Origin of the sequence: Aequorivita sp. H23M31, from assembly GCF_004022485.1 — a bacterium.
GTDB classification, from domain to species: domain Bacteria; phylum Bacteroidota; class Bacteroidia; order Flavobacteriales; family Flavobacteriaceae; genus Aequorivita; species Aequorivita ciconiae.
Map to the genome: position 1 here is coordinate 1,952,868 of NZ_CP034951.1, position 24,422 is coordinate 1,977,289.

A 24,422-nucleotide genomic window follows, 5' to 3' on the forward strand; every position below is an offset into this window, starting at 1 on the left:
AAAAAGGACCAAGCCACTTAAACTTACACCAGCAACCTCCACTCCTCGTAATTTTATGGTGAAATCGTGAAGAAATATAAAATCCGGCGGTTGGATATCAACCAATAGAATTCATCTAAAAATGAACCTATCCTGGGCTTAAAAATGAAATTAATACTTTCCATTTTCACTTAGGAGCAAAATGAAATTTAGTATTTGGACTTACATTTCCCTATCTTTGCACCCTCATTTTTTAGATAAAAACCATGCAACTTTCTGAACTCGAAATCATCCGAAGGGATAAACTGAACCAATTGCGAAACTTAGGTATCAATCCTTATCCAGCCGATCTCTATCCTGTGGACCACACCTCAAGGCAAATAAAAGAGGGTTTCGAGGAAGGAAAAAAGGTGATCCTTGCAGGAAGGTTGATGTCCAGACGGATTCAAGGAAAAGCCTCTTTTGCCGAACTGCAAGATGCCGAGGGTAGAATTCAGGTTTATTTTAATAGAGATGAAATCTGTCAAGGGGAAGACAAAACACTTTATAATGAAGTTTATAAAAAACTGCTGGATATCGGTGATTTTATCGGAATTGAAGGTGAGCTTTTTAAAACCCAAGTAGGTGAAAAAACCGTAATGGTAAAAAACTTTACCCTCTTGAGCAAAGCCTTGCGGCCACTACCCCAACCTAGAGTTGATTCCGAAGGAAAAATTCATGACGCGTTTACCGATCCTGAGCAGCGATATCGTCAACGATATGCCGATTTGGTTGTAAATCCTCATGTAAAGGAAATATTCATAAAGAGGACTAAGCTTTTTAACGCCATGCGGAAGTTTTTTAATGACCGTGGTTATTTTGAAGTAGAAACCCCCATCCTTCAACCCATTCCAGGAGGTGCTGCCGCAAGACCTTTTGTTACACATCATAATTCCCTCGACATTCCCCTCTATATGCGAATTGCCAATGAACTTTATCTAAAAAGACTTATTGTAGGTGGTTTTGATGGAGTTTATGAATTTTCCAAAAATTTCCGAAACGAAGGGATGGATCGTACCCACAATCCAGAGTTTACTGCCATGGAAATATACGTGGCGTATAAAGACTATAACTGGATGATGGATTTCTGCGAACAACTGTTGGAATATTGTGCAATGGAAGTAAATGGAACAACCCAAGCTACATTCGGGAAATACGAGATTGATTTCAAAGCACCTTATCCACGAGTTACCATGGCCGATGCCATAAAAAAGTTTACCGGCTTTGATATTACCGGAAAAACGGAAGACGAAATTCGGCAAGCTGCTATTAAAATGAACGTGGAAGTTGATAACACAATGGGAAAGGGGAAACTCATTGATGAAATTTTTGGAGAAAAATGTGAGGGCAACTTCATCCAACCTACTTTTATTACAGATTACCCAAAGGAAATGAGCCCCCTTTGTAAAGAGCACCGGGAAAACCCTGAACTAACTGAACGATTTGAATTGATGGTCTGTGGTAAAGAAATAGCCAATGCCTATAGCGAACTTAACGATCCTATCGATCAGCGTGAACGTTTCGAGGCGCAGTTAGAATTGGCGGATCGAGGAGACGATGAAGCCACGGCTTTTATAGATTTCGATTTCCTTCGAGCATTGGAGTACGGGATGCCTCCAACAAGCGGAATGGGAATTGGAATGGACCGATTGATTATGTTCTTAACCAACAATGCCTCTATCCAGGAGGTTCTTTTCTTCCCTCAAATGCGGCCTGAACGCAAAAAGATGGAAATGACTGAAGAAGAAAAATCAGTCTTTACACTATTAAAATCTGAATCACCAATTCCACTTGAAAGCCTAAAATCCAAAAGCGGATTGAGCAATAAAAAATGGGACAAGGCCATAAAAGGACTTACTTCCGCTAAGGTTGCCAGAGTGGAAAAAATGGAAGACGAATTAATGATTGTCTTGGTCTAATATTGTTGTTTGAAAAGCATAATTAAAACCACCGTCGCTTACTTCAGTTCAGAGTTAATATAAAACGCCTTTTTCACCTTTCACCTGATTTTAAAAATTAATCCATTAAACTAATGGATTAAATTTGGGTCATAGAGATGTTAACTCTTAAAAATAAACAAAATGAAAAAGGTATTAATTATATTTTTGATGCTCGGCACCCTTACCACGATTGCCCAAAACAAAACCGTTAATAATATACAGTCCAAGAAAGAATTCAAACAAAATTTTACGCCGGAGCAGAAAGCGGAATTGCTCAGTAAAAGGATGACCCTTAGATTAGATTTGACTGACGCGCAACAAGAAAAAGTGAAAGAATTATTTTTAAAATTTGACGAGGATAGACCTGCGAAAATTGAAAATAAGAAAGAAATGTCTTCAGAGGAAAAATTTCAACTTCAGAACAACCGCTTGAATAGTCAGATTGCAATGAAGAAAGAATTGAAAAAAATCCTTAGTGCTGATCAATTTGAAAAATGGGAACAGATGTCTAGTGAAAGAAAATCTCATAAAAAGACCGTTTCTAAACGAAATATGAAAAAAGTTCAATAAACTATTTATGGCGCAGTTATTGCCTAGTTATATATAAAATAGTTACATTAGTAACTTCAAAAACTAAAAATCAGAACAATGAAAAACCTATTAACAGTATTAGCTTTTGCAGGCACCTTATTTATTGGAATGCAGTCGGTTTCTGCACAATCCCTTTCACAGGACCAAAATAGACCTGAAGTAATCGCTAAGCAAGAAACTGCTAAAATATCCGATGAGCTTGGTTTAAATGGAGATCAACAGAGAGCTACTTTCCGCGCCTTGGTTGCTAAGGAAGTAAGTTATCAAAAGGACGTAAACGGTAAGGATTTAAACAGTCCTGCTGTAAAGGCCGAAAAACAAAAAACAGATGCCGCTCTAAACGAAGCAATGAAAAAGATATTGACGGATGATCAATATGCGAAGTGGCTAAAGACAAATAATTAGTGATTATTTATTTCGTTAAAGACCCTTTCTATAATTAGAGAGGGTCTTTTTTATTTTAGGTTCTCTACCAACTTGCCACAAGCTGCAATGGTACGATCCAAATCCTCATAAGTTAGGGCATCACAGATAAACCAAGTTTCAAACGCACTGGGAGCTATATAGATTCCTTGATCCAACATTCCGTGGAAAAACTTTTTAAATGTATTGTTATTCGCCGCAGCTGCGGATTCGAAATCCTCAACTTGGTTTTCGGAAAAGTGAACTGAAATCATGGAACCCAATCTGTTGATGGTAAACTTTATACCTCCTTCTGAAAGAACCTGGTCAAGACCTCTGTGCAAATACTCAGTCTTTTTATTTATGGAATCAAATATACCGGGATTGCCATTCAACTCTTTTAACATTGCAAGACCGGCCGCCATTGCAAGTGGATTTCCACTCAAAGTTCCTGCTTGATATACGGGACCGATTGGTGCCAGGAAATCCATAATTTCTGCTCGAGCCGCAAAAGCACCCACTGGTAGTCCACCGCCTATAATTTTACCAAAGGCCACTATATCTGCATTTATGCCGAAGAGCTGCTGCGCTCCTCCTGGAGCCAATCGGAAGCCAGTCATAACCTCATCAAAGATTAAAAGAATCTGGTGCTCGTCGCATAGTTCTCTTAGACCCTCTAGAAATCCTTTTTTCGGGGGAATACAACCCATATTTCCAGCAACAGGCTCTATTATAATGCAAGCGATCTCATCTTTGTTTGCTGAAATAAGCCTGGATACGCTATTTAAATCATTATAGGTTGCCAATAAGGTATCCTTTGCGGTTCCTGCAGTGACTCCGGGACTATTTGGCGAACCGAAGGTAACTGCACCACTGCCAGCTTCTATTAAAAAAGAATCACTATGGCCGTGATAGCAGCCAGCAAATTTGATTATTTTATCTCTTCCTGTAAACCCTCTGGCCAGTCTTACCGCACTCATACAAGCTTCGGTGCCGCTGTTGACAAACCGGATTTTGTCAATGTTGGGAACCATGGAAACCGCCAATGTGGCAATTTCTGTTTCAATTTCGGTGGGCATTCCAAAGGAAGTTCCTCTTTTCGCCTTATCAATAACAGCATCTACTACCGGCTTGTAGGCATGTCCTAAAATCATTGGTCCCCAAGAGTTGATATAATCAATCAAATTATTTCCATCCGCATCGTATAAATAGGCTCCTTCTGCTCTTTCTACAAAAATTGGATCTCCGCCAACGGCTTTAAATGCTCGGACTGGAGAATTCACTCCTCCCGGAATAACTTTTTGAGCCTCAGCAAAAAGAGCACTGCTTCTTTGATATTTCATGGTAATTAAGGGGATTTTTTTATGTTTGTCGCTTTTGGTTGGGCGTCCCGAACTTAGATCTATTTAATTTTTTACTGGATGCAAGTACAATATCTGTCCGATGGAGATATCATTAGAAGCAATACCATTGTATTTTTTCAGTGTTTCCACGGTGAGGTTAAATCGGCGTGAAATACTATAGAGAGTATCTCCTGCCTGCACCGCATAGGTTGCGATTTTGCTATCATCTGCCTGCTGCTCCTTATTTACCCTAGTGCCAAGTACTTGTTGGTCATAATTTTGCAGATTATAGCGTTCAATAATACCAATGAGTTTTTCTGGATATCTAGGATCTGTTGCATAACCTGCCTTTCTTAGCCCTCTGGCCCACCCTTGATAATCATCCTTTCTAAGCTTGAACAAATCCTGGTATCTACTGCGTTGAGTCAAAAATAAGGAATGGTCTCTGTAGGAATATTTTGGATCGGCATACTTTCTAAAACACTCTCCTAGTTCGTCATCGTCGTGGTAAACGGACTCTCCCTTCCATCCGGTATGGCATTTAATGCCAAAATGGTTATTGGCTTTCCGGGTCAGTTCACCTACTCCTGCACCGCTTTCAAGGATTCCCTGCGCTAGTGTTATGCTGGCAGGAATTCCATACTGCAGCATTTCTTCCATTGCGATACCGCTAAATTCATTTATATAATTCGAAATTCTTTGGCTGTAAGGTATATCGGCCGCAACTACAACCGGTTCTGGTTCAACCACCTTGGTTTCCTTTTCCTTTACTGGCGGCTTGTGGTGCACCACACGTTCCGTTTTATGCTTATGCCGTTGGTGAACTGATGTTTTTTTTGATTTACAACTTGTGAAGCACACGGCACAAATAAGGAGAATACCGAGAAAGTTTCGAAACATGTTATTCAATTAAAGGTAATTTTTTTCTTTTCAATACTGCATTCATTCCGGCCACACCTTGCAGCCCTCCCGTATGAACGGCTAAAATACGGCTATTTTCGCTGAAATACCCAATTTTCAAAAGATCCATAATGCCGAAAAGCATTTTGCCTGTATAAACGGGATCCAATGGAATTCCAGTAATTGACCGAAAGTCGTTTATGAAACGCACTAAATTCTTTTCTATTTTACCATAGCCGCCAAAACAATAGGAATCTATGAGTTTATAGTTTCTTTTGCTAGTATATTTCTTAATTCCTTCAGATTGGAAAATTCCATTTAAAGCTGAAAAGCCAAGAATATTTTGATTTTCGCCTGAGGCTTCTATCAATCCAGCGATTGTTCCTCCAGTACCCACTGGGACACAAACATAATCGTAAATTTTATCCTGCACATCTAAAATTTCAGTGCATCCCTTTACGGCAAAGGAATTAGTGCCACCTTCTGGAACGAGGTAAAAATCACCGAATTTTTCTTTTAAATCATTGAGAAACCAAGAAGTTTCTTTTTGTCGATATGTCTCCCTTGACACAAAATGGAATTGCATTCCACAATTTTGGGCGAAGGTAAGTGTAGGGTTCTCACCTATTTTATCCGCAAGTTCCTCTCCTCGAATTATTCCGATAGTTTTCATTTCAAATTCTTTACCTGCCGCCGCTGTTGCTGCAATGTGGTTTGAAAACGCGCCTCCGAATGTCAAGAGAGTATCCTTGCTTTGCAATTGCGCAGATTCAATATTGTATTTTAGTTTTCTAAATTTATTGCCAGAAACAAAAGGATGAAGCAAATCTTCCCGTTTTATAAATAATGAGAATCCGCCAATTCCAAAAGCGGAGAGATCGATTTTCTCTGTCGGAATGTAACTCGTTTGCCAAAAATCATCCATAGTGGCAAAGATAACTATGGGAGTAACAAAATTAATCTGTAAAACATCTTTATGTTCCTATAGATAGTTGAGAAAGCTCCAAATGGATCTGGATTTTAAATAATGGATATTACATTCATTAAAATATGCTTCCCTTTCAAAAGAAATATTTTTATATGCCTGATATCTATCCCGATAATAGATCCATCTGAATAAAAATTCCACAGAATACCACAAATAAAAGAAGATTATAAACAACTCCAACTGCTGTTTTAGATGGATGCGCTCATGGTTCAAAAAAACAGCATCGTTAACAAGACTTTGATGCCTAAGGATAACAAAAGGCCAAATGGAAATTCCGTCAAAGTTTTTCCGAAGTAATTTTGGCTGAATGAGTAGGATCATTTTAATAATCTCTATTGATGAAGATTAAGTTTTTCTATAACTTAAGGCCGTCAAACATTTTCCGCTATTAAAAAATCAGCAACCTTCATTATTCTCTACATTAATATATAGCAAATAAAGGTTGCTGACTTTACTATAGTTGTTTAAAGATGTTAATCTAATTTTTTAAGAATTGACGTAATACGTATTGAAGAATACCTTCATTTTGGTAGTATGCAACTTCAATAGGGGAATCAAGCCTTGCTACGACTTTAAATTCGGCTTCAGTTCCATCTTCCTTTTGAGCTTTTACCGTAAGTTTCTTCATAGGTGTTAAATGGTCTTCAAGTCCGGTAATGCTAAAAATTTCCTTTCCGCTCAATCCGTGGGTTTGAGCCGTTTCATCATCTAAGTATTGCAATGGAAGAACACCCATCATAATAAGATTACTTCTATGTATACGTTCGTAACTCTCCGCCAGAACCGCCTTAACACCTAATAGGAACGTTCCTTTCGCTGCCCAGTCTCTCGAGGATCCACTTCCGTACTCTTTGCCCGTAAGTACAATAAGAGGGGTTTTGTTTTCGATGTATTTTTGGGAGGCTTCATATACAGACATTTCCTCTCCAGAAGGAAGATAGGTAGTATATCCACCTTCCTTACTTGCCAGATTGTTCTTTATTCTCACGTTGGCGAAAGTTCCACGCACCATAACCTCGTCATTTCCTCTTCTAGAACCGTAACTGTTGAAATGCTTTTTGTCAACGCCCCGCGATCTTAAATATTTACCAGCTGCAGAGTCTTCGGCAAAAGCCCCTGCGGGTGAAATATGATCTGTAGTTATACTATCGCCCAAGAAAAGCAAAGCTCGTGCGCCCTCAATATTTTGTAAAGGTTTAGGTTCCTTGGTAAGATCTTGAAAAAAGGGAACCTCTTTTATATAGGTTGATTCATCATCCCACTGGTACAAGATATCATTAGGAACCTCCAGATTTCTCCATATTTCGTTACCATCAAAAATCTCGTCGTAGTTCTTTTTAAAATCGGCTGGAGTCAAAACCTTTTTCATAACTGACTGAATTTCTTCATCAGAAGGCCAAATATCCTTAAGATAAACCGGTTTCCCATTTCTATCGCAGCTAAGTGGCTCAGTTGTTAAGTCAATATCTACCCTTCCGGCAATAGCAAAGGCTACCACCAACATTGGCGACATCAAGAAGTTCATTTTTACCTGAGGATGGATTCTCGCCTCAAAATTCCGGTTTCCAGAAAGTACAGAAGTAACGATAAGATCATAATCCTCAACTGCCTTGGAAATTTCGGGAGGCAAAGGTCCAGAATTACCGATACAGGATGTACATCCATATCCAACCAAATGAAACTGTAGTGCTTCTAAATCTTTGAGCAGATCAGACTTTTCCAAATAGTCAGTAACCACTTTAGAGCCCGGAGCGAGTGATGTTTTAACCCAAGGTTTTACGTCTATTCCATGTTCACGTGCTTTTTGGGCAACCAACCCTGCGCCCAACATTACATATGGATTTGAAGTGTTGGTACAAGAGGTAATTGCCGCTATGGCAACCGCTCCATCAGATAGCATATACTTTTCATTTCCATGCGAAATCCACACTGTTTTTAGGCCATTTTTCATTTTCCCTTCTATCTCCACATCTGGATTAGGATCATGAGGTTGCTCCACAGGTTGGCTACCCCCTTCCTCTTTCCAACGCACCAAGGCATCTTCCCTAGCATGTGGTTCTATATAGGAACGACCAAAGGAGGCATGTTCCAGCTCTATAAATTTCTCCTTTAAATCTTTTAATAATATTTTGTCCTGTGGACGTTTTGGACCTGCCACGCTAGGTTGCACCGTAGAAATATCCAATTCTACAATATCCGTATAGGTAATTTGATCTTCATTTTCACGCCATAACATATTTGCTTTGCAATAATCCTCAACCAACTTTATCTGCTCTTCGCTTCGATTACTACCACGCATATATTCCAAAGTTTTATGGTCTATGGGGAAGTAGGTGATAGTACAACCAAATTCTGGAGACATATTACCAATGGTTGCTCTATCCGGAACCGACAGATGATCAACACCCGGACCGAAGACCTCTACGAATTTTCCTACAACCCCATATTTTCGTAATACGTTTGCAATGGTCAACACCAAATCGGTTGCGGTGGAACCTGCAGGAAGTTTCCCTGTAAGTTTTAGTCCGATAACTTCTGGTGAAATAAAATAAATGGGCTGCCCCAGAATAGCCGCTTCTGCTTCAATACCACCAACTCCCCAAGCTACTACACCAATTCCGTTAACCATTGGGGTATGGCTATCTGTTCCCACTAATGTATCTGGGAAAGCCATTCCATCGCGGGCGATTACTCCTTTGGAAAAATATTCGAGATTTACTTGGTGGCAAATTCCCATTCCTGGTGGAACTACACTAAAATTATCAAACGACTTTTGGGCCCATTTTAAAAAGGTATAGCGCTCAATATTCCGCTTATACTCTTCTTCCATGTTTTGTTTATAGGCATATTGGGCAGCAAAATAATCGACCTGTACACTATGGTCTATCACAAGGTCCACAGGAATAAGCGGATTAATTTTGGATGCCTCTCCACCTTGACGTGCCATTTCAGCTCTTAAAGATGCGATGTCTACAACTGCAGGTACACCCGTAAAATCCTGCATCAGGACGCGGGCGGGTTTAAAAGCTACATCGTCCTCACTTCCTTTTGGTTTCCAGTTGAGGATGGTATTTAGATGATCCTTCGTAACGGAAAAATCGTCGTAATTCCGTAAGGCATTTTCGAGGAGAATGCGAATGGAAAAAGGTAATTTTGAGATGTTATGACCTTGATCTTCAAGTTCGGCAAGACTATAATAGGTAAGTTCATTCCCGTTTGCGGTCTTTAAATTCTTTTTGAGGCTGTATAAATCTAGTTGCATGGTTTAAAATATTTATTTCTTAAAATTAACGATTAAAAATGCCGACTACACGAAATCCATATCGTTTAACAAGCCGTTAACAGTTGTGAGAATAGCTATTTCAGCCTTTCGTGATATAAAGATGGGAATTTAAATTAAAATTCATAATTTTATTGAAGGAAGCTTAGATATAAGTAGGTTTTGACAAGAGAAATAATGTTTTCACTGAAAGTTATTTATCATTTTAAAGACATAATTCTACTATTTATAAGATCCTTTAGAATATTCCATTTTAAGGCTTTCCAATCAGGAGATGGTTAAAATTATGCGGCAGTCTTAAATTTCTGCTTTTTTCTGTATTTTTTCCATTTCAGAGTCCAAAAACTGCAATTGCAGTGTCAAATGAAAAACAATAATATCTTCAGAAGAAAAGGAATTCCCGTTTCGGTCTCCTTGAGCAATACGGTCGATCAGGAATCCTCATATTCAGAGAACCAGGTTAATAAAAGACGGATTTTCACCATTGCCCTCCTTGCATTTGTTGTTGCCCTATGCATAAGTTTTCTTGCCAAATTCTTAGTTCATCTAATAAGTCTAATTACAAACATTTCTTTCTACGGCAACGTTAGCGTGCAAAACGTGAGCCCTGCCGGCAACCACCTCGGACTTTTGGTAATCATTATCCCAGCCATCGGAGGCTTAGTCGTAGGGCTTATGGCTCTTTATGGATCGAAGCAAATTCGAGGGCACGGAATCCCTGAGGCGATGGAGCAGATACTTACAAACAAAAGCAAGATTAAACCTGCCATTACTTATTTGAAACCTGTTTCTTCAGCAATATCTATTGGGACCGGAGGACCATTTGGGGCCGAGGGACCCATTATCGCCACGGGTGGTGCTCTAGGCTCCACATTGGGTCAAATGCTAAGGATTACCGATAACGAAAGAAAAATCCTTTTGGCTGCCGGTGCCACTGCGGGAATGGCGGCTATTTTTGGTAGCCCCGTGGCTGCAATATTTCTTGCCATCGAACTTTTGTTGTTTGAATTTTCTCCCAGGTCCTTTATTCCAGTTGCCGTGGCTTGCATTACGGGAGCGGCTGGTCACCATTTTTTGTTCGGGTCGGAAGTAGTGTTTCCTATAGAAACTACTATTGAATTCCCTTCCAATATGGCCTTATTCATTTATAGCCTTATGGGCATTGTTATTGGGATTTTTTCTGTACTTGCCACAAAAATAGTTTATCTAATAGAGGACGGCTTTGAAAAACTTCCTATTCACTGGGCCTGGTGGCCGGCCATTGGTGGACTAGGGGTAGGTGTTGTAGGATATTTCGCGCCATCTACCTTAGGAGTGGGTTACGACAATATAATTGCGGTTCTTTCGGGTAATCTAACCCTAAAAGTACTTCTATCACTCTGTGTTTTAAAATTCATTTCCTGGGCTATAGCCCTGGGAAGTGGAACTTCTGGAGGAACATTGGCGCCATTAATGACCATTGGCGGAGCATTGGGAGCTTTAATTGGGATAGGGGTAATTGAATGGTTTCCAAATGGCGGCATTGTACTTCCCCTGGCCGCTTTGGTTGGAATGTCAGCGATGTTTGCCGGGGCGTCTCGTGCTTTCCTAACTTCTATTGTATTTGCCCTGGAAACAACTGGACAATCCAATGCCCTATTGCCATTGCTCGCGGCTTGTACTACAGCTTATTTTGTTTCCTATTTTATTATGGAAAACACCATAATGACCGAGAAAATGGCCCGGCGAGGTGTTGCAGCACCGCTTTCTTATGTGCCTGATATTTTGGAAAAATTGAGAGTAGGGGAAGTTCTGGATGACAACGGCATTGTCATAGGTGAAGAGAATACGGTCCAGGAAGTTCGCGATTGGCTTGGAGAAGAAGAAGATTATCAATCGGATTATTTTATCGTCTCCAATGATAAGGGCGAATACAAAGGAATATTGAGCTCTCTAAAACTTCTGAAAAAAAACCTTAATCCAGAAAATAAAATAGGAACTCTATCCGCCGGCAGCAGTGTCCACGTAAAAAACACGGACACCCTTCGCAGGGCAGTTGAATTAATGGCAAAAGAAAGCATTGATGTCATTCCTGTAATTTCGAATAAAAGTAGAGAAATTATCGGTGTGCTTTCTTATCGGGATATAATGGGAACGTACAAATACAGTCTCGATGAGCATCTTAGAAGACGCCCAAATGTATCCCTAAAGAGAAGAGGTTTAAAAATAGTAGTACGAGGAAAAAAACTGAGTGCGTATTTAAGGTCTAATAGAAAATAATATTCTCCACATAGAACGAAGGTTAAAAATATATCAAATACCCCTTCCAATTTTTTAAAATCCCTTCCATTTTTTATCTTTAGGTAAAAGGAAAATTACCCTTAAAGAAAAGCTATGAAAGATTATAAAGTAGGTGACCACGTAAAATGGAATTCGGAAGCTGGAGAGGTGAGTGGGAAAATTGTAAAAGTGCATCATTCGGATTTTAAGTATAAGGGATATACACATCACGCAAGTAAAAATGAACCCCAATATGAAATTAAAAGCGATAAGTCCGATCATATCGCGGCCCATAAAGGTTCGGCACTTTCAAAGGTTTAATCAAATTTCAAAATGAATTTAGAAGTAATTAAAGGAGATATTACAAAGCAAAAAGTTGATGCTATTGTAAATGCCGCCAATGGTTCATTAATGGGAGGTGGAGGAGTAGATGGCGCAATACATCGGGCCGGAGGGCCACAGATTTTGGAGGAATGTAAGGAAATAGTCGCTAATCAGGGTCGATGTCCAACTGGAGAAGCTGTGATAACCTCTGCAGGTAAAATGCCAGCAAAGTACGTAATCCATACGGTTGGACCCGTCTGGCACGGAGGAAAAAACAATGAAGAAGAAAAACTTGCCAAGTGCTATACCAACTCTCTAAAATTAGCGGTACAAAACCACTGCAAGACTGTTGCTTTTCCGAATATCAGCACGGGAGTTTATCATTTTCCAAAAGAAAAAGCGGCGGAAGTTGCCGTAACCACTGTTCGGGAGTTTGTTTCGAAAAATAAAGAAATCGAAAAAGTTATTTTTGTTTGTTTTGATGAGGAGAATTTTAAACTTATAATTAGCCTATTGAGAAAATGAAGAGGCGGGATTTTCTAATTTTCTTAGACAATTAAATTAAAAATTCGCAGTGAGTTAGAAATTTAATAAATTTGCTTCTGATTTAATAATCTATAAATCAATACCCCATAAGGTTTCACCACATAATGAATAGAATAATCAAACCGTTCTGGCATCGCTGAGATTATCTCAATTTGCCTATAAAAATCTTCCCAAAAAAGTATCTTCTTTTCGGTTGAATTCAAATATACATTTGGGCTATATGAAGTTCTATTCTGGCCTCATCAGTTACTCGAATATCATCGCCCATATTTTTGCAGTATATCTTTTAACGAATGTGTTATCAATGTTCCATTTTCATCACGCTCAATCATACCATCCATCATCACCTTATATTCCTCTGACAGGAATTCAAGATAATTTTTTAGGGATCTTTTCTGAAGTTTCGCCTGTTTTTCAAGAATTTCAATTGCTTTATTATCGAGTTCGATTATTTTTTTTGTCTTTCCCATTGTATATGGATTTTATATTGCAACGCTTATTCCCCCGAAGTAAAGCAATGTAGATATGCATATTAATATGATTGGCTTTGTCTCATTATGTCCAATACGGTTACTTCCTCTCCCTGAATATTATAGTAAAATGAATATGGAAAGATTCTGAAATGGACAATTCGTACATTTCGATATCGAATTTGGAACAGATAAGGGTTTTTCTCCAAAAACTCAATATGTTCATCAAAATCAATAAGAAATTCCATTCTCTTGTCCAAGGCATCGTAAAAGCATTCAGCTTTCTTCAGCTCGCGTTCCGCTTCAATCGACAGTCTTACGCGAAATGCCATATTTCTTTCTTATTTCATCGATAGGGATGGTTTCCAAAGTGCCATTCTTTTGTCTTTCAAGCAAATCATCCATCATCGCCTTATACTCTTCTGAAGGTTCACTAAAATTTAGAGCGGTATTTTCAATCAAAAATTCAAGATAATTTTTTAGGGATCTTTTCTGGAGTTTGGCCTGTTTTTCAAGAACTTCAATCGCTCTATTATCAAGTTCGATTAATTTTTTTGTCTTTCCCATCATATATAGATTTTATATATCAAATATATACAATGAATAACAAAAAACCAATGAACCATATTATAAATTTTGCGCAACGATAAACCCACCCGTCCAGGCATTTTGGAAGTTAAAACCACCCGTAATAGCATCAATATTAAGTACTTCACCAGCAAAATAAAGGTTTTTGCAAATACGACTTTCAAAAGATTTAAAGTTTATTTCCTTTAAATCCACCCCACCGGCAGTGACGAATTCCTCCTTAAAAGTGCTTTTTCCATCCACCTGAAAAATGCCAGCGGCAAGTTGGTTTGCAATGTTTTGAAGATTTTCTCGGGTGGTTTCTGCCCAAGTTAAGGAATCACTTATTCCGGCAGCTTTTAATAGCCTTTGCCAGAGTCGTTTTGGAAGATCGAATTGGGCATATTTTAAAAGCGTCTGCTTTCCGAAGTCGGATTTAAGGGATTTCAATTCTTCCAACACTTCTTCTTCGGAAGGAGTTTCCAACCAATTCACTTCAATCTGAAATTGATATTTTAGAGGCTCCAAAACTCTTGCGCCCCAAGCGGAAAGTTTTAAAATCGCCGGACCACTCATTCCCCAATGCGTTATCAATAAGGGACCGCTGCTTTCCAATAAAGTTTTCTTTTTGCCATCCAAAACTTTTACGGAAGCATTTGTGCTAAGACCTGGCAAATCAGCAATGCGAGAATCCTTAATGTTAAAGGTGAAAAGAGAAGGAACTGCGGGAATTATGGAATGGCCTAAACCTTCAAGTAACTTCCAGATTTTGGGATTGCTTCCAGTGGCCACGACAATTTTTTCAGCAGAAAAGGTATCCGAAGATGTGGTTATAAGAAAAGAACCCCCATCTTTTCGAATTTCCTTAACTGATTGATTGAGCAAGACATCCACCCCCAACCGTCGTGTTTCCGAAAGAAAACAATCGATAATGGTCTGCGAGGAATCGGAAACGGGAAACATCCTGCCATCTTCTTCAATTTTCAATTCCACCCCTCGTTTATCAAACCAATCAATGGTATCGCCAGTCATAAACGTGTGGAATGGGCCAAGAAGTTCTTTTTCGCCCCGTGGATAGTTTTGGGTTAATTCCTTTGGAAGAAATTCGGCGTGGGTAACATTGCACCTTCCCCCTCCGGAAATCTTTACCTTGGTGAGGACTTCCTTCCCACGTTCTAAAATGATAATTTTATAATCCGGATTTGCTTCAGCCGCATTGATAGCCGTAAAAAAACCAGCTGCTCCGCCCCCAATGATTATTACATCGGTTTTTATCACACCGTCATTTTTTCCTTTGCAAATTTTTCACAAAGATTCATCGTGTCAATTATATCGTCCATCGTAGTACGTGGATTTATTAAACACATCCGCAATACAACTTGTTTATTAAGAACCGTGGTAACCAGAAGTGCCTCCTTTGAGTTTACGACCTCGTGCGAAATATATTGGTTTAGTTCATCCAATTCCTTTTCAGAAAGTTGGTTTCCAATAGGATTGTACCTAAAATTGACAACGGCCAGAGTCGCCGGAGAGATTACCTCCCAATTCGGACTTTTACGTAGAAGTGATTCCGTTGCTTCTGCAAGTTTAATATTATAGGTAATAGCCTTTCTGAATTCGGTTAGTCCAAAAGTCTTTATGGACATATAAAATTTCAGAGCCCGGAAACGTCTGGTTAGTTCAATACCGTGATCATAGAAGTTTATTTCGGAAGTATTTCCTTCAATATCCCTTAGATACTCGGGTCTTTCCGTAAATGCTCCACTGAGCCATTTATGGCGTTTTACAAGCAAACAACCAATTTCGTAAGGTTGATAAAACCATTTGTGCGGGTCAATGGTAAGGGAATCTGCTTTTTCAATTCCTTTTAACAGTGGTTTTCCGTCTTCAGAAAGAATAGCGAATCCTCCATAAGCGCCATCAATATGAAACCAGATATCTTCCTTCTTACAGATTTTCGCCAAATCCGAAAGGGGATCAATTGTGCCTGTATTTGTAGTTCCCGCAGTTGCGATCAGGCAAAACGGCTGAAGACCCTCCAATCTATCTTTGGCAATGGCATTTTTTAGTTTGTTGAGAGAGAACTTAAATTCGTTATCGGTGGGAATAATCCGTATCTGTTCTTTTTTAAAGCCAAGGATCCTGATTGCTTTTATATTGGAAGAGTGCGCCTGATCTGAAAGATATATAATGGCTTTACTAAAATCATCTCCACATTTTACGGTACGAGCAGTTACGAGTCCTGTTAAGTTTGCCATTGACCCACCACTGGTGAATATCCCACCTCCTTTTTTCTGCGGGAATCCAAACATTTTTAATAGCCAATTCATGGTTACGATTTCCATTTCGGCGGCAGCAGGAGAAGCTTGCCAACCTCCAGAAAAAATATTGAATCCAGCGGTCAGGCTATCGGCCATAGCGCTGATATAATTACTTGGCCCTGGCACAAAAGAATAAGATTTGGGATGCGATACGATATTGCTCTTGGTCATAACCTTGTCCAAAACAAAGTTTAAAACTTGTTTTGGGTCGGTTGGTTCTTCAGGAGCTTCTTCCAAAAAAAGCTTTTCCATCTCAGATCTCGATCCAGAAACTACCGGCAATTTATCATTTTGGGTCACAAAATGTTCTACAATAGCATCCACAACCTCGTAGCCGTAGCTTTTCATATCTTCCTGGCTTAATTCCAGCGTAGCTTCGTTCTGAATTTTTACGTCTTTCATGCTTATTTTTTAAAAGTGCAAAAATACAGTTTTTCAAAGGGAATTTAGGATTCTCAGCATAAAAATAAACCCCATATAAAACCCCAAAAAGATTGCATGGATCCTCGCAATATCTCTGGGGTTTAGATTTATTATTGATTAGGGAAATTAAAAATTCTCGCCTGCGCTCGAACTGATATTGTACTACTCCACAATCATCTTCTTGGTTACGGTTTGGAAATCGTTACTGAATTTGACAAAATACAAGCCTCCGGGGAGATTTATTGTAAGTGCTTGGAGACCATCGTTAATTTTCTTAGAAGAAATCAGATTTCCCTGTATTCCATAGATTTCCACTTTTTCAATAGAGTAATTATTGTTGAAATGGATTTCGTCTTTCACTGGATTGGGATAGAAACTGAAATCGGCAAAAGTATTTTCTTCAATACCAACCACGATTCCACATAAAAACGGTTCAAAAATTACTTCACCTAAATTGGGATCATCTACGCTATGAAAAATTACATCTTCAACATCTTCAGGAGTGCTTTCTTGGTCCTCAATCCAGCAGTTATGCTTTGCCATTATTGTGTGCGGTGTGTTATTATAGAGCGCAAATATTTCCCCTCCATTTCCATTTTCTGAAAATATGTTTCCTCCGGGATTTTCTTCATCATCGCCAAGGTTTAGCATAGCTTCACCAATTACCGTAATTCCCCAAAGATTTCTTCGTATCTCATTTCCAGAGGCAACAATAGTATGAGGGCCATTGTTTGTGTTTATGGAAATACCACTTCCTCCTATTAGCGGATCACCTTCAATATCATTGTCTTCGATAATATTGTTTCGAATATAGGCAAAGGCATTTGCCCCAACTACAGTTATTCCGTAACGATTCCCCTGAATAATATTGTCATCTATTATTGCCAAAACCTGCCCACCAGTTAAATTAGAAACTGCAATTCCACCTGCCCTAGTATTTGCCGGATCTCCTATAATAGTATTTTGGATAATTCTCAAAGTATCCGTAGCCCTAGTAGTTCCCATATTAATTTGTGGACGATTGCTATTGGCAATATTATTTGCCTCTATATAATTATTAAAAATATATGCAGAAACTTGTCTGTTTGCCGCACTACTCACTGCAGGAGTTTGATTAAAAGTAAATATGTTATTGGTTATTTGCGGCGTTCCTCGAGAGAGAGAAACTACAGAACCGGTTGAAATTCCAGACACATTGTGGGAAAGCGTACAATTATTTAAAGTAAAATCTTCGTTCAGCACTCTCAGTCCACCTCCATAGGTTATTGTGGAATTTTGAATGTTAACAACAGAATTTTCCTCAAAACGGAAACCCTCGTAAGGAGCATCTTCGTCTATGGCCGTAAAAGTAACTGCATCTGCATTTACCGTGAATGTCCCAAATATGGTAATTCGCAAATCGGCATCAATGGACAGCGTAAGATCGGAATCCACCAGAAGAGTATCGTTTTCAGCAATAGTCAGATTTCCAAACATAGTATAATCGGTTCCAGAAACAGTGATCGTTGTCGGACTGGCAGTAGCAATGTCGTCCAACGTATACACTAAACCGGTATTAGGTGTAGTGAAGTCCTGTGCATATGAGCTAGCAATTAGGAGCAATGTAAATAAAATACTGAAAGTAATTTTCTTCATTTTTATGTAAATTTTTTGATAAGTGGTAAAAATAATCATAAGACTAGTTTCAAAAAAGCTATTTCTGGTCTTTTACTTTTCATAAAATATTAAATTTGAAGAATGATACTTCATATACTAACCATCTTTTTTATTATAAGTCCTTTCTTCCCGGCTACCGGAAACCTACATTGGTTCTTTCGTACAGCGGATTTCGTTCGCCTGCAATCCTTGTTTATTCAGCTGGTACTTTTGATACTTCTAATATTCCTTGACAACCCATTTACCACCTTTTCTTGGATATTATTAGCTGCGCTAGTGTTGTCAATGATCTATCAGCTTTTAAAAGTAGCGCAATACAGTTCTTTCTATCCACGTAAACAATCCCATGCATCAACTGACGGCCATGTTTCTATTTTAGCGGGAAATGTTTTACAGACCAACTCCTGTTATCCCGATTTTTTAAATGAAATAAAACGTCTTGATCCTGATGTTGTACTAACCATGGAATCCAACAAGGAATGGGAAAACTGTCTATCTCCCATTGAAAAGGATTATCCTTTTTCAGTGAAAGTACCACTTGAAAATTTCTATGGAATGCATCTTTATTCCAAAATTAAATTAGAAAATGTTGAGGTGAATTATCAAATTGAGGATGACAAACCTTCCATTTTTTTTGACTTAAGAATTGCGGACAATCCACCCATCTATTTTTGCTGTCTCCATCCAGCTCCGCCAAGCCCCACGGAAAATGAAACTTCTAAAGAAGCAGATGCGGAATTAATAATTACCGGTAAAAAAATTCGAGAGGAAGACAAACCTACTGTTGTTTGTGGAGATATGAATGATGTGGTGTGGAGTCGCACGACCCGTTTATTCAAAAAAATGACGGGAATGGTCGATCCAAGAGTGGGAAGAGGTTTTTTCCCTACCTACAATGCAAATTATTTTTTCCTGAGATTTCCTTTGGATCATTTATTTCACACCAAGGATTTATATGTCGGTAAAATGATTCGTTCCAACTATTTTGGAAGCGACCATTATGCTATGTATTACGAAATCCATCATAAAAAAAATGTTAGCACTCCTGAAAATCCAAAAATGGATGTAGAAGAAAAAGAAGAAGTTGAGGAAATTATTGAGGAAGGGAAGAACAATTAAGTCTGAAACACTTATTGATAATACCCTACAGTTGCAATCCTGAAAATGTCCTCGAAAATTCTTTGAGTTTTTTTCCTCTGAACCATTTGGCTATATTTGCCCCTTGTGAAAAAAATATCAGCACATAATAATAATCCATTTTTCAGAAAGCTCCTGGCAACTTCACTGTTGTTGCTGGTGCTTTTGTCTTCCTGTTCGCTAAAGCGTGGAATCAAGGTTTTATTTGATATTCCCGTGAATACGGTGCAAGTTGGAAATTTTGGGACACAGATTTCTTCTGTTTCCCATGCGGAGACGGCATGTATGAAATGCGCCGATCTTCAGGTGCTCACCTCCGATTCTTTTGATCAATCCATCATCAAGAATCTTTCTTCGGCCGTTTTGTTGACGGTTGTTTTTTCACTTTTGTTACTGCCTTTCTTTCGACCAGAGGACAAACACATTTACAAGACTCCTTCCTTTGGGAAAAGCATTCCCAAGTATCTTCTTTTTAGCAAACTTCTTTTTTACGATTTACGATAGTTAATCCTTCTTTTAGGCATTAAAGAAAGAGAAACAGACTGTGCTATGCCCTTGGTTTTAAGCACTAGGCTATTTCCATCTTCATCTAATTTTTGTCTAAAAAACATCAAATAAATCTAAGCTTTCTGCTCTGGGGTTCATTTTAAAAGGACCAGACAGTATCCATAATCGTAAAATAAAATCAATGAAAAGAATTCTTGTCGCAGTTTTCGGCATTGGAGCATTCCTTGCCAACTGCCAAGCCGTCTTCGCCCAACAAAGCGAAGGTCAACTAAACTCCTTGTGGGAAGAGGTGCAGAGCTCCTACCCTGGCCTACAGTCACGAGAAGCCACCGTAGAATCGGCTAAAATGGAAGAACGCTCTGTTTTTGGCGAACGACTTCCCCAACTTCGTGCGCAGGCACAAAATTCGTATGCCACTTTCGAAGGTATCAGCGGGGCATTTTTTCCGCAGCCCGGACTTTTTAACGTCAGTGGTGCAAATGCATTGACAGGACCTTCTTGGACTTTCAACACCTATGCTTCTTCCACTTTGGAATGGGAAATTTTCTCCTTTGGAAAATATCACAATAAGTCCAAAGCGGCCAAAGCAAAAACACAAAGTGCCCAAGGGGAAAGGGAGGCTTATGGACTTCACCTCAAAAAGGAACTCTCCCAACGATATCTCCAATTGCTTTTTAAGGAAACTAAATTGGAATCCAATCAACAAAATGTAGATCGGTTGAATACCATCCGAACGATTACTTCGGCCTTGGCAAAAGCGGGCTTGAAATCGGCTGCGGATAGCTTATTGGCCTCCTCCTCCTACAATCAAGCTATTGGGGACAATGAAAAACTTCAGGGGGAAAAACAGGCTGCCCTTATCCAGCTTTTGGAATTAACCAGTGGAAATCAAGCGAGTTATATTAATTCTGTCCCGAGTTTTTTGAACCCGATGGCGGTTTCGTTAAACAAAGCCAATGAAGTCAATTCCTCACATCCTGTATTGACCTCGCTTGATGAACATCGAAAAAGATTGGATTATCAATCCAAAAGTGAAGCTCGTGCAGCATTGCCCTCCATAAAACTGATTGGAGGCTATGCTTATCGTGGTGTGGGAATTGGAGAGGACGGCACCGTTTCAAACAATTGGAACGATGGCTTTTCAAATTCCGTGAGCAATGGATTGGTCGGTGTGGGCATTACCTGGAATATTTCTGACCTCTATACCCAAAAACAACGCGCCGGCAGTCTGGAAAAACAAGCCGAAAGTGAGGGCCATCGCTACAAACAGTACGAACAGCAGATGCAAGCGGAGTTGGCATCCATTCAAAATAAATTGCTCCGTCAATATACAGAGGTAAAAAAAACCAATGAAGCCCAACAACAGGCCAACGATGCTTATGAAATGTATCTGTCCCGGTATAAAAGCGGACTGATGGACTTGAGCAATCTGCTGCAGATCCAAATTTTTGTAGAACAGGCGGAGAAAAAACACATAGACGCCGCTTATGATTTTTGGATGCTGATGGCTTCCGAAGCCGAATTGATAGCCGACTTTTCACATTTGTTCAACACTCTTTAAAAATAAAAAATGAATAACTTAATTCGATTTGCACTGCGAAAGCCCATCTCGATTATGGTGGCGGTCTTGGCCATTGTTTTCTTTTCGGTGATTGCAGTTCAAAAAATAAACGTAGATATTTTCCCCGAAGTAGAATCGCCCGCCATTTATATTGCGATGCCTTACGGCGGACTGTCCCCAGAATATATGGATGGTTTTATGGCCAATGAATTCCAAAAGGTGTTGCTCTTTGTGAGTGGCGTAAAGGAAATGGATTTTAAAAGTATCCAGGGATTGACCTTAATGAAACTCACATTCTATCCCGGAACGGATATGGCGCAGTCCGCTGCAGAATTGTCCACTTCCGTTTCCCGGGCGATGGGTTTTTTACCCGCCGGCGCAGTACCCCCGATGGTTGTACGCTTTGACGGAAGTTCCCTTCCGGTGGGAAAACTGGTTTTTGAAAGTGACCAACGCTCCATCAACGAAATCCAAACGGAAGTACTGACGAAAATCCGTCCGATGCTAGTAAATGTCCCTGGTGTTTCCGCTCCTGCCCCATTTGGTGGAAGTGCACGATCCATTGTGGTCACTGCAGATCCAGATTTACTTCGCGCCAACAAGTTGAGCACCGAGGACGTGACCATTGCCATTGCAAAAAGCAACTTGCCCTCACCCGCTGGAAATCTCCGGATTGGCGATAAAAATATGATGGCGCCTATTAATTCCCTTTCTAAAGGACCTGAGGAGTTTTTGAATACGCCCATCAAAAAGATGGATGGCCGCACCATTTACGTTCGTGACGTGGCTCACGTTCAGGACGAAGCGGATATGACTTACGGTTATGCGATGGTAAACGGAAAACGAACGGTTTATCTTCCAGTGATTAAAAAAGCGGATGCCTCTACTTTGGACGCCGTTCAAAACGTAAAAGCGAGCCTGACAGATTTTGAGCATATGCTTCCCGAAGATATGAGCGTGCGTTATGAATTTGACCAATCCAAGTATATCAAAACGTCATTGACCAATCTTCAAATTTCTGGTCTGCTGGGCGCAGTGTTGACGGGTTTGATGGTATTGCTTTTTCTTGGGGATTTACGCGGTGCTCTAATTGTTGTGCTCACCATCCCAATTTCATTGATGGCTGCCATTTCAGTTTTATATTTAATGGGACAGACGATCAACATTATGACCTTGAGCGGACTGGCACTTTCCATCGGGATTTTGGTGGATGAAGCGACGGTAACCATTGAAAATATTCACCAGCATATGGAAGTGGGCAAGCAGAAACAGAAAGCCATTTTGGATGCCCTGTTTGAAATTTCCATTCCTAAGTTGTTGATTCTGTTGAGCATTTTGGCAGTACTGACGCCAACACTTATTATGACAGGAATCTCAAAAGATATGTTCTTGCCCTTATCGTTGGCAGTGGCTTTTGCGATGATCGCTTCCTTTATTTCTTCACAGACATTTGTGCCGATTTTGGCAAACTGGATGATCAAGGCAAAAGAAAATCCTGTAGAAATTTCAAAACGAAAACGAGCCTTTTTTGATAAGTTCCGCGTGCGATATTCCTATACGCTTAGACGGTGGTTTCCTCGGTCGCTTCCATTGTTCTTCATTTATTTGATTACTTCAGTGGCTATTGTAGCTCTGTTGATAAACCGCGTGGGAACCGACGTTATGCCTGTTTCCAATAGTGGAGATTTCCAATTGAGAATCCAAGCACCGGCAGGAGATCGGTTGGAAAAAACGGAAGCACTTTATAACAATGTCATTGCCGATATTGAAGAAATCCTTCCCGACGGTGCCGTTTCCATTACTTCCGGTTTTGTGGGACCTCAATCACCAAATAGCCCGATCAACCCGATCTTCCTGTTTACAAGTTCGTCAGATCAGGCCGTTCTTGAAGTTTCTGTGGATCAGGACATTTATTCTGGCTCTATGGATGACATTAGGGAAAAAATCAGGGAAACTGTTGCCCAGAAATATCCCGAAGCCTCTTTCAACTTCGAACCGATGGAGCTTACGGAAAAAATTATGGGGCAGGGCGCGATGACGCCTATCGAAATAAAAGTGGGTGCGCGACAGTTAAAACAAGCGGCCGGTTTCGCCAATCAGATCAAGGAACATTTGGACAAGGTCGATTATCTGAGAGACATTCGCATTGCTGAACAGGTGGATTACCCGGTTTTGAATATCGATATCGACAGAGATCTGGCCGGACAATTCGATTTGGGTGTGGATGATATCACCCGAAACTTGGTAGCGGCAACTTCTTCCACTCGATTTACAAACAAGAATATGTGGATCGATCCTCGGTCGGGATTGCCATTCCAAACCCAGGTAGAAATTCCCTATGCCGATATCCTTTCCGAAAACCAATTGCGAAGTATGCCGGTAAAAAAAGGAAGTATGCGACCGGTTTTGGAGGACGTCGCCACTATTCGCCGTTCCACCGCTCCTGCGCAGGTAAACAGAAAAGGCCCCAATCGTTATGTAACCTTGATCGCCAATATCCACGACAAGGATCTGGGTTCTGCTTCGGCAGCGGTGAAAGACGCTATTAAAAAAGCCGGAGATCCTCCAAGAGGTGTTACGGTTTGGACGGAAGGAACGATGAATTTATTGGATGAAACGATGAGCAGCCTTATGTCTGGTTTAGGAGTGGCGCTTATCGCTATATTCCTGATGATGGCAGCTTACTATCAATCCTTTAAAGTGCCCTTGGTTATTTTGTCGGTCGCACCAGCTGTATTCGCGGGAAGTTTATTGGTATTGTTTTTAACTGGAAGTACCTTAAATCTTCAATCCTATATGGGAATTATTATGGCGATTGGAGTTTCGGTTTCCAATACTATTTTATTGGTGGACCAAGGGGAATTCTATCGGAAGAAACTATTGTTAAAACCAGCGAATTCTGCACGACTGGCCTCCGCGTCCAGGTTACGTCCCATTTTGATGACGGCGGCGGCAATGTTTGCTGGAATGCTTCCGATGGCAATTGGCATTGGCGAAGGTTCTGAACAAGCAGCACCTTTGGGAAGAGCGGTGATTGGAGGATTGATTGGGTCGTCGATTACAATTCTTTTATTAATTCCACATTTTTATTCTTCAGTAATGTCGCGCTCAACAGTGAGAAGTGCGTCGTTGGATCCGGAGGATAGGGAGAGTGAGTATTTTTTGGAGAATAAAGAATAGAGAGAAGAG

The 24,422-nt window shown here is 39.9% G+C and carries 20 protein-coding genes; 10 read left to right on the top strand and 10 right to left on the bottom strand.

The window, feature by feature from the left end; all coding sequences use genetic code 11:
- The first annotated feature begins 245 nt into the window (after nt 1-245).
- From lysS to EI546_RS08585, 3 genes are all read left to right on the top strand, one after another.
- The gene (gene lysS, locus EI546_RS08575) at nt 246-1,937 is read left to right on the top strand and encodes a lysine--tRNA ligase (protein ID WP_128250152.1); all 1,692 of its coding nucleotides are present in this window, start codon (nt 246-248) and stop codon (nt 1,935-1,937) included.
- 162 nt (nt 1,938-2,099) lie between these two features.
- Nucleotides 2,100-2,528, top strand: coding sequence for a hypothetical protein (locus EI546_RS08580; protein WP_128250153.1), 429 nt, complete (start codon nt 2,100-2,102; stop codon nt 2,526-2,528).
- A 78-nt stretch (nt 2,529-2,606) separates the two neighbouring features.
- The gene (locus EI546_RS08585; RefSeq protein WP_128250154.1) at nt 2,607-2,954 is read left to right on the top strand and encodes a hypothetical protein; all 348 of its coding nucleotides are present in this window, start codon (nt 2,607-2,609) and stop codon (nt 2,952-2,954) included.
- Between the two features lie 50 nt (nt 2,955-3,004).
- Here the strand turns inward: EI546_RS08585 and hemL are convergent, their stop codons facing one another.
- From hemL to acnA, 4 genes are all read right to left on the bottom strand, one after another.
- Entirely contained in the window at nt 3,005-4,294 is a 1,290-nt protein-coding gene (gene hemL, locus EI546_RS08590) for a glutamate-1-semialdehyde 2,1-aminomutase (RefSeq protein ID WP_128250155.1), read from the bottom strand.
- Nucleotides 4,295-4,357: 63 nt separating this feature from the next.
- Nucleotides 4,358-5,194 (bottom strand): glucosaminidase domain-containing protein, encoded by an 837-nt coding sequence (locus EI546_RS08595; RefSeq protein ID WP_128251575.1) that lies wholly within the window; start codon nt 5,192-5,194, stop codon nt 4,358-4,360.
- A 1-nt stretch (nt 5,195) separates the two neighbouring features.
- A complete protein-coding gene (locus EI546_RS08600; RefSeq protein ID WP_128250156.1) occupies nt 5,196-6,119 on the bottom strand; it encodes a 1-aminocyclopropane-1-carboxylate deaminase/D-cysteine desulfhydrase in 924 nt (307 codons plus the stop codon).
- A 541-nt stretch (nt 6,120-6,660) separates the two neighbouring features.
- Nucleotides 6,661-9,444, bottom strand: a complete 2,784-nt coding sequence (gene acnA, locus EI546_RS08610) for an aconitate hydratase (protein WP_128250158.1) — start codon at nt 9,442-9,444, stop codon at nt 6,661-6,663.
- A gap of 381 nt (nt 9,445-9,825) precedes the next feature.
- On the opposite strand from acnA, the gene EI546_RS08615 reads away from it, so the two are divergent.
- From EI546_RS08615 to EI546_RS08625, 3 genes are all read left to right on the top strand, one after another.
- Nucleotides 9,826-11,721 (top strand): chloride channel protein, encoded by a 1,896-nt coding sequence (locus EI546_RS08615; RefSeq protein ID WP_128250159.1) that lies wholly within the window; start codon nt 9,826-9,828, stop codon nt 11,719-11,721.
- Nucleotides 11,722-11,835: 114 nt separating this feature from the next.
- Nucleotides 11,836-12,042, top strand: a complete 207-nt coding sequence (locus tag EI546_RS08620; RefSeq protein WP_128250160.1) for a hypervirulence associated TUDOR domain-containing protein — start codon at nt 11,836-11,838, stop codon at nt 12,040-12,042.
- A 12-nt stretch (nt 12,043-12,054) separates the two neighbouring features.
- Nucleotides 12,055-12,570, top strand: coding sequence for an O-acetyl-ADP-ribose deacetylase (locus tag EI546_RS08625; protein WP_128250161.1), 516 nt, complete (start codon nt 12,055-12,057; stop codon nt 12,568-12,570).
- Between the two features lie 278 nt (nt 12,571-12,848).
- Here the strand turns inward: EI546_RS08625 and EI546_RS08630 are convergent, their stop codons facing one another.
- The 6 genes from EI546_RS08630 to EI546_RS08655 form a co-directional block, all read right to left on the bottom strand.
- Nucleotides 12,849-13,061, bottom strand: coding sequence for a hypothetical protein (locus EI546_RS08630; protein WP_128250162.1), 213 nt, complete (start codon nt 13,059-13,061; stop codon nt 12,849-12,851).
- Between the two features lie 62 nt (nt 13,062-13,123).
- Nucleotides 13,124-13,393 (bottom strand): type II toxin-antitoxin system RelE/ParE family toxin, encoded by a 270-nt coding sequence (locus tag EI546_RS08635; protein WP_128250163.1) that lies wholly within the window; start codon nt 13,391-13,393, stop codon nt 13,124-13,126.
- Nucleotides 13,365-13,631 (bottom strand): hypothetical protein, encoded by a 267-nt coding sequence (locus tag EI546_RS08640; RefSeq protein WP_240673087.1) that lies wholly within the window; start codon nt 13,629-13,631, stop codon nt 13,365-13,367. Before EI546_RS08640 ends, EI546_RS08635 begins: the two co-directional genes overlap by 29 nt.
- Before the next feature lie 57 nt (nt 13,632-13,688).
- Nucleotides 13,689-14,906, bottom strand: coding sequence for a BaiN/RdsA family NAD(P)/FAD-dependent oxidoreductase (locus tag EI546_RS08645; RefSeq protein ID WP_128250164.1), 1,218 nt, complete (start codon nt 14,904-14,906; stop codon nt 13,689-13,691).
- Nucleotides 14,903-16,351 (bottom strand): pyridoxal phosphate-dependent decarboxylase family protein, encoded by a 1,449-nt coding sequence (locus tag EI546_RS08650; protein WP_128250165.1) that lies wholly within the window; start codon nt 16,349-16,351, stop codon nt 14,903-14,905. Before EI546_RS08650 ends, EI546_RS08645 begins: the two co-directional genes overlap by 4 nt.
- Before the next feature lie 183 nt (nt 16,352-16,534).
- Entirely contained in the window at nt 16,535-18,007 is a 1,473-nt protein-coding gene (locus tag EI546_RS08655) for a T9SS type A sorting domain-containing protein (protein ID WP_128250166.1), read from the bottom strand.
- A gap of 102 nt (nt 18,008-18,109) precedes the next feature.
- Between EI546_RS08655 and EI546_RS08660 the strand changes: the two genes are divergently transcribed.
- The 4 genes from EI546_RS08660 to EI546_RS08675 all read left to right on the top strand — a co-directional run bounded on the left by EI546_RS08660 (nt 18,110) and on the right by EI546_RS08675 (nt 24,413).
- Nucleotides 18,110-19,147: an endonuclease/exonuclease/phosphatase family protein gene (locus tag EI546_RS08660; RefSeq protein WP_128250167.1), complete on the top strand. Its 1,038-nt coding sequence runs from the start codon at nt 18,110-18,112 to the stop codon at nt 19,145-19,147.
- Nucleotides 19,148-19,252: 105 nt separating this feature from the next.
- Nucleotides 19,253-19,669 carry a hypothetical protein gene (locus EI546_RS08665; RefSeq protein WP_128250168.1) on the top strand — a complete coding sequence of 139 codons (417 nt, stop codon included), beginning with the start codon at nt 19,253-19,255 and terminating at the stop codon, nt 19,667-19,669.
- Between the two features lie 184 nt (nt 19,670-19,853).
- Nucleotides 19,854-21,233, top strand: a complete 1,380-nt coding sequence (locus tag EI546_RS08670; protein ID WP_128250169.1) for a TolC family protein — start codon at nt 19,854-19,856, stop codon at nt 21,231-21,233.
- A 9-nt stretch (nt 21,234-21,242) separates the two neighbouring features.
- Nucleotides 21,243-24,413, top strand: coding sequence for an efflux RND transporter permease subunit (locus EI546_RS08675; protein ID WP_128250170.1), 3,171 nt, complete (start codon nt 21,243-21,245; stop codon nt 24,411-24,413).
- Nucleotides 24,414-24,422 lie beyond the last annotated feature (9 nt).

Bases quoted from the DNA above. Each gene is read 5' to 3' on its own strand.
- lysS (WP_128250152.1), top strand. From the start codon at position 246: ATGCAACTTTCTGAACTCGAAATCATCCGAAGGGATAAACTGAACCAA.
- EI546_RS08580 (WP_128250153.1), top strand. From the start codon at position 2,100: ATGAAAAAGGTATTAATTATATTTTTGATGCTCGGCACCCTTACCACG.
- EI546_RS08585 (WP_128250154.1), top strand. From the start codon at position 2,607: ATGAAAAACCTATTAACAGTATTAGCTTTTGCAGGCACCTTATTTATT.
- hemL (WP_128250155.1), bottom strand. From the start codon at position 4,294: ATGAAATATCAAAGAAGCAGTGCTCTTTTTGCTGAGGCTCAAAAAGTT.
- EI546_RS08595 (WP_128251575.1), bottom strand. From the start codon at position 5,194: ATGTTTCGAAACTTTCTCGGTATTCTCCTTATTTGTGCCGTGTGCTTC.
- EI546_RS08600 (WP_128250156.1), bottom strand. From the start codon at position 6,119: ATGGATGATTTTTGGCAAACGAGTTACATTCCGACAGAGAAAATCGAT.
- acnA (WP_128250158.1), bottom strand. From the start codon at position 9,444: ATGCAACTAGATTTATACAGCCTCAAAAAGAATTTAAAGACCGCAAAC.
- EI546_RS08615 (WP_128250159.1), top strand. From the start codon at position 9,826: ATGAAAAACAATAATATCTTCAGAAGAAAAGGAATTCCCGTTTCGGTC.
- EI546_RS08620 (WP_128250160.1), top strand. From the start codon at position 11,836: ATGAAAGATTATAAAGTAGGTGACCACGTAAAATGGAATTCGGAAGCT.
- EI546_RS08625 (WP_128250161.1), top strand. From the start codon at position 12,055: ATGAATTTAGAAGTAATTAAAGGAGATATTACAAAGCAAAAAGTTGAT.
- EI546_RS08630 (WP_128250162.1), bottom strand. From the start codon at position 13,061: ATGGGAAAGACAAAAAAAATAATCGAACTCGATAATAAAGCAATTGAA.
- EI546_RS08635 (WP_128250163.1), bottom strand. From the start codon at position 13,393: ATGGCATTTCGCGTAAGACTGTCGATTGAAGCGGAACGCGAGCTGAAG.
- EI546_RS08640 (WP_240673087.1), bottom strand. From the start codon at position 13,631: ATGATGGGAAAGACAAAAAAATTAATCGAACTTGATAATAGAGCGATT.
- EI546_RS08650 (WP_128250165.1), bottom strand. From the start codon at position 16,351: ATGAAAGACGTAAAAATTCAGAACGAAGCTACGCTGGAATTAAGCCAG.
- EI546_RS08655 (WP_128250166.1), bottom strand. From the start codon at position 18,007: ATGAAGAAAATTACTTTCAGTATTTTATTTACATTGCTCCTAATTGCT.
- EI546_RS08660 (WP_128250167.1), top strand. From the start codon at position 18,110: ATGATACTTCATATACTAACCATCTTTTTTATTATAAGTCCTTTCTTC.
- EI546_RS08670 (WP_128250169.1), top strand. From the start codon at position 19,854: ATGAAAAGAATTCTTGTCGCAGTTTTCGGCATTGGAGCATTCCTTGCC.
- EI546_RS08675 (WP_128250170.1), top strand. From the start codon at position 21,243: ATGAATAACTTAATTCGATTTGCACTGCGAAAGCCCATCTCGATTATG.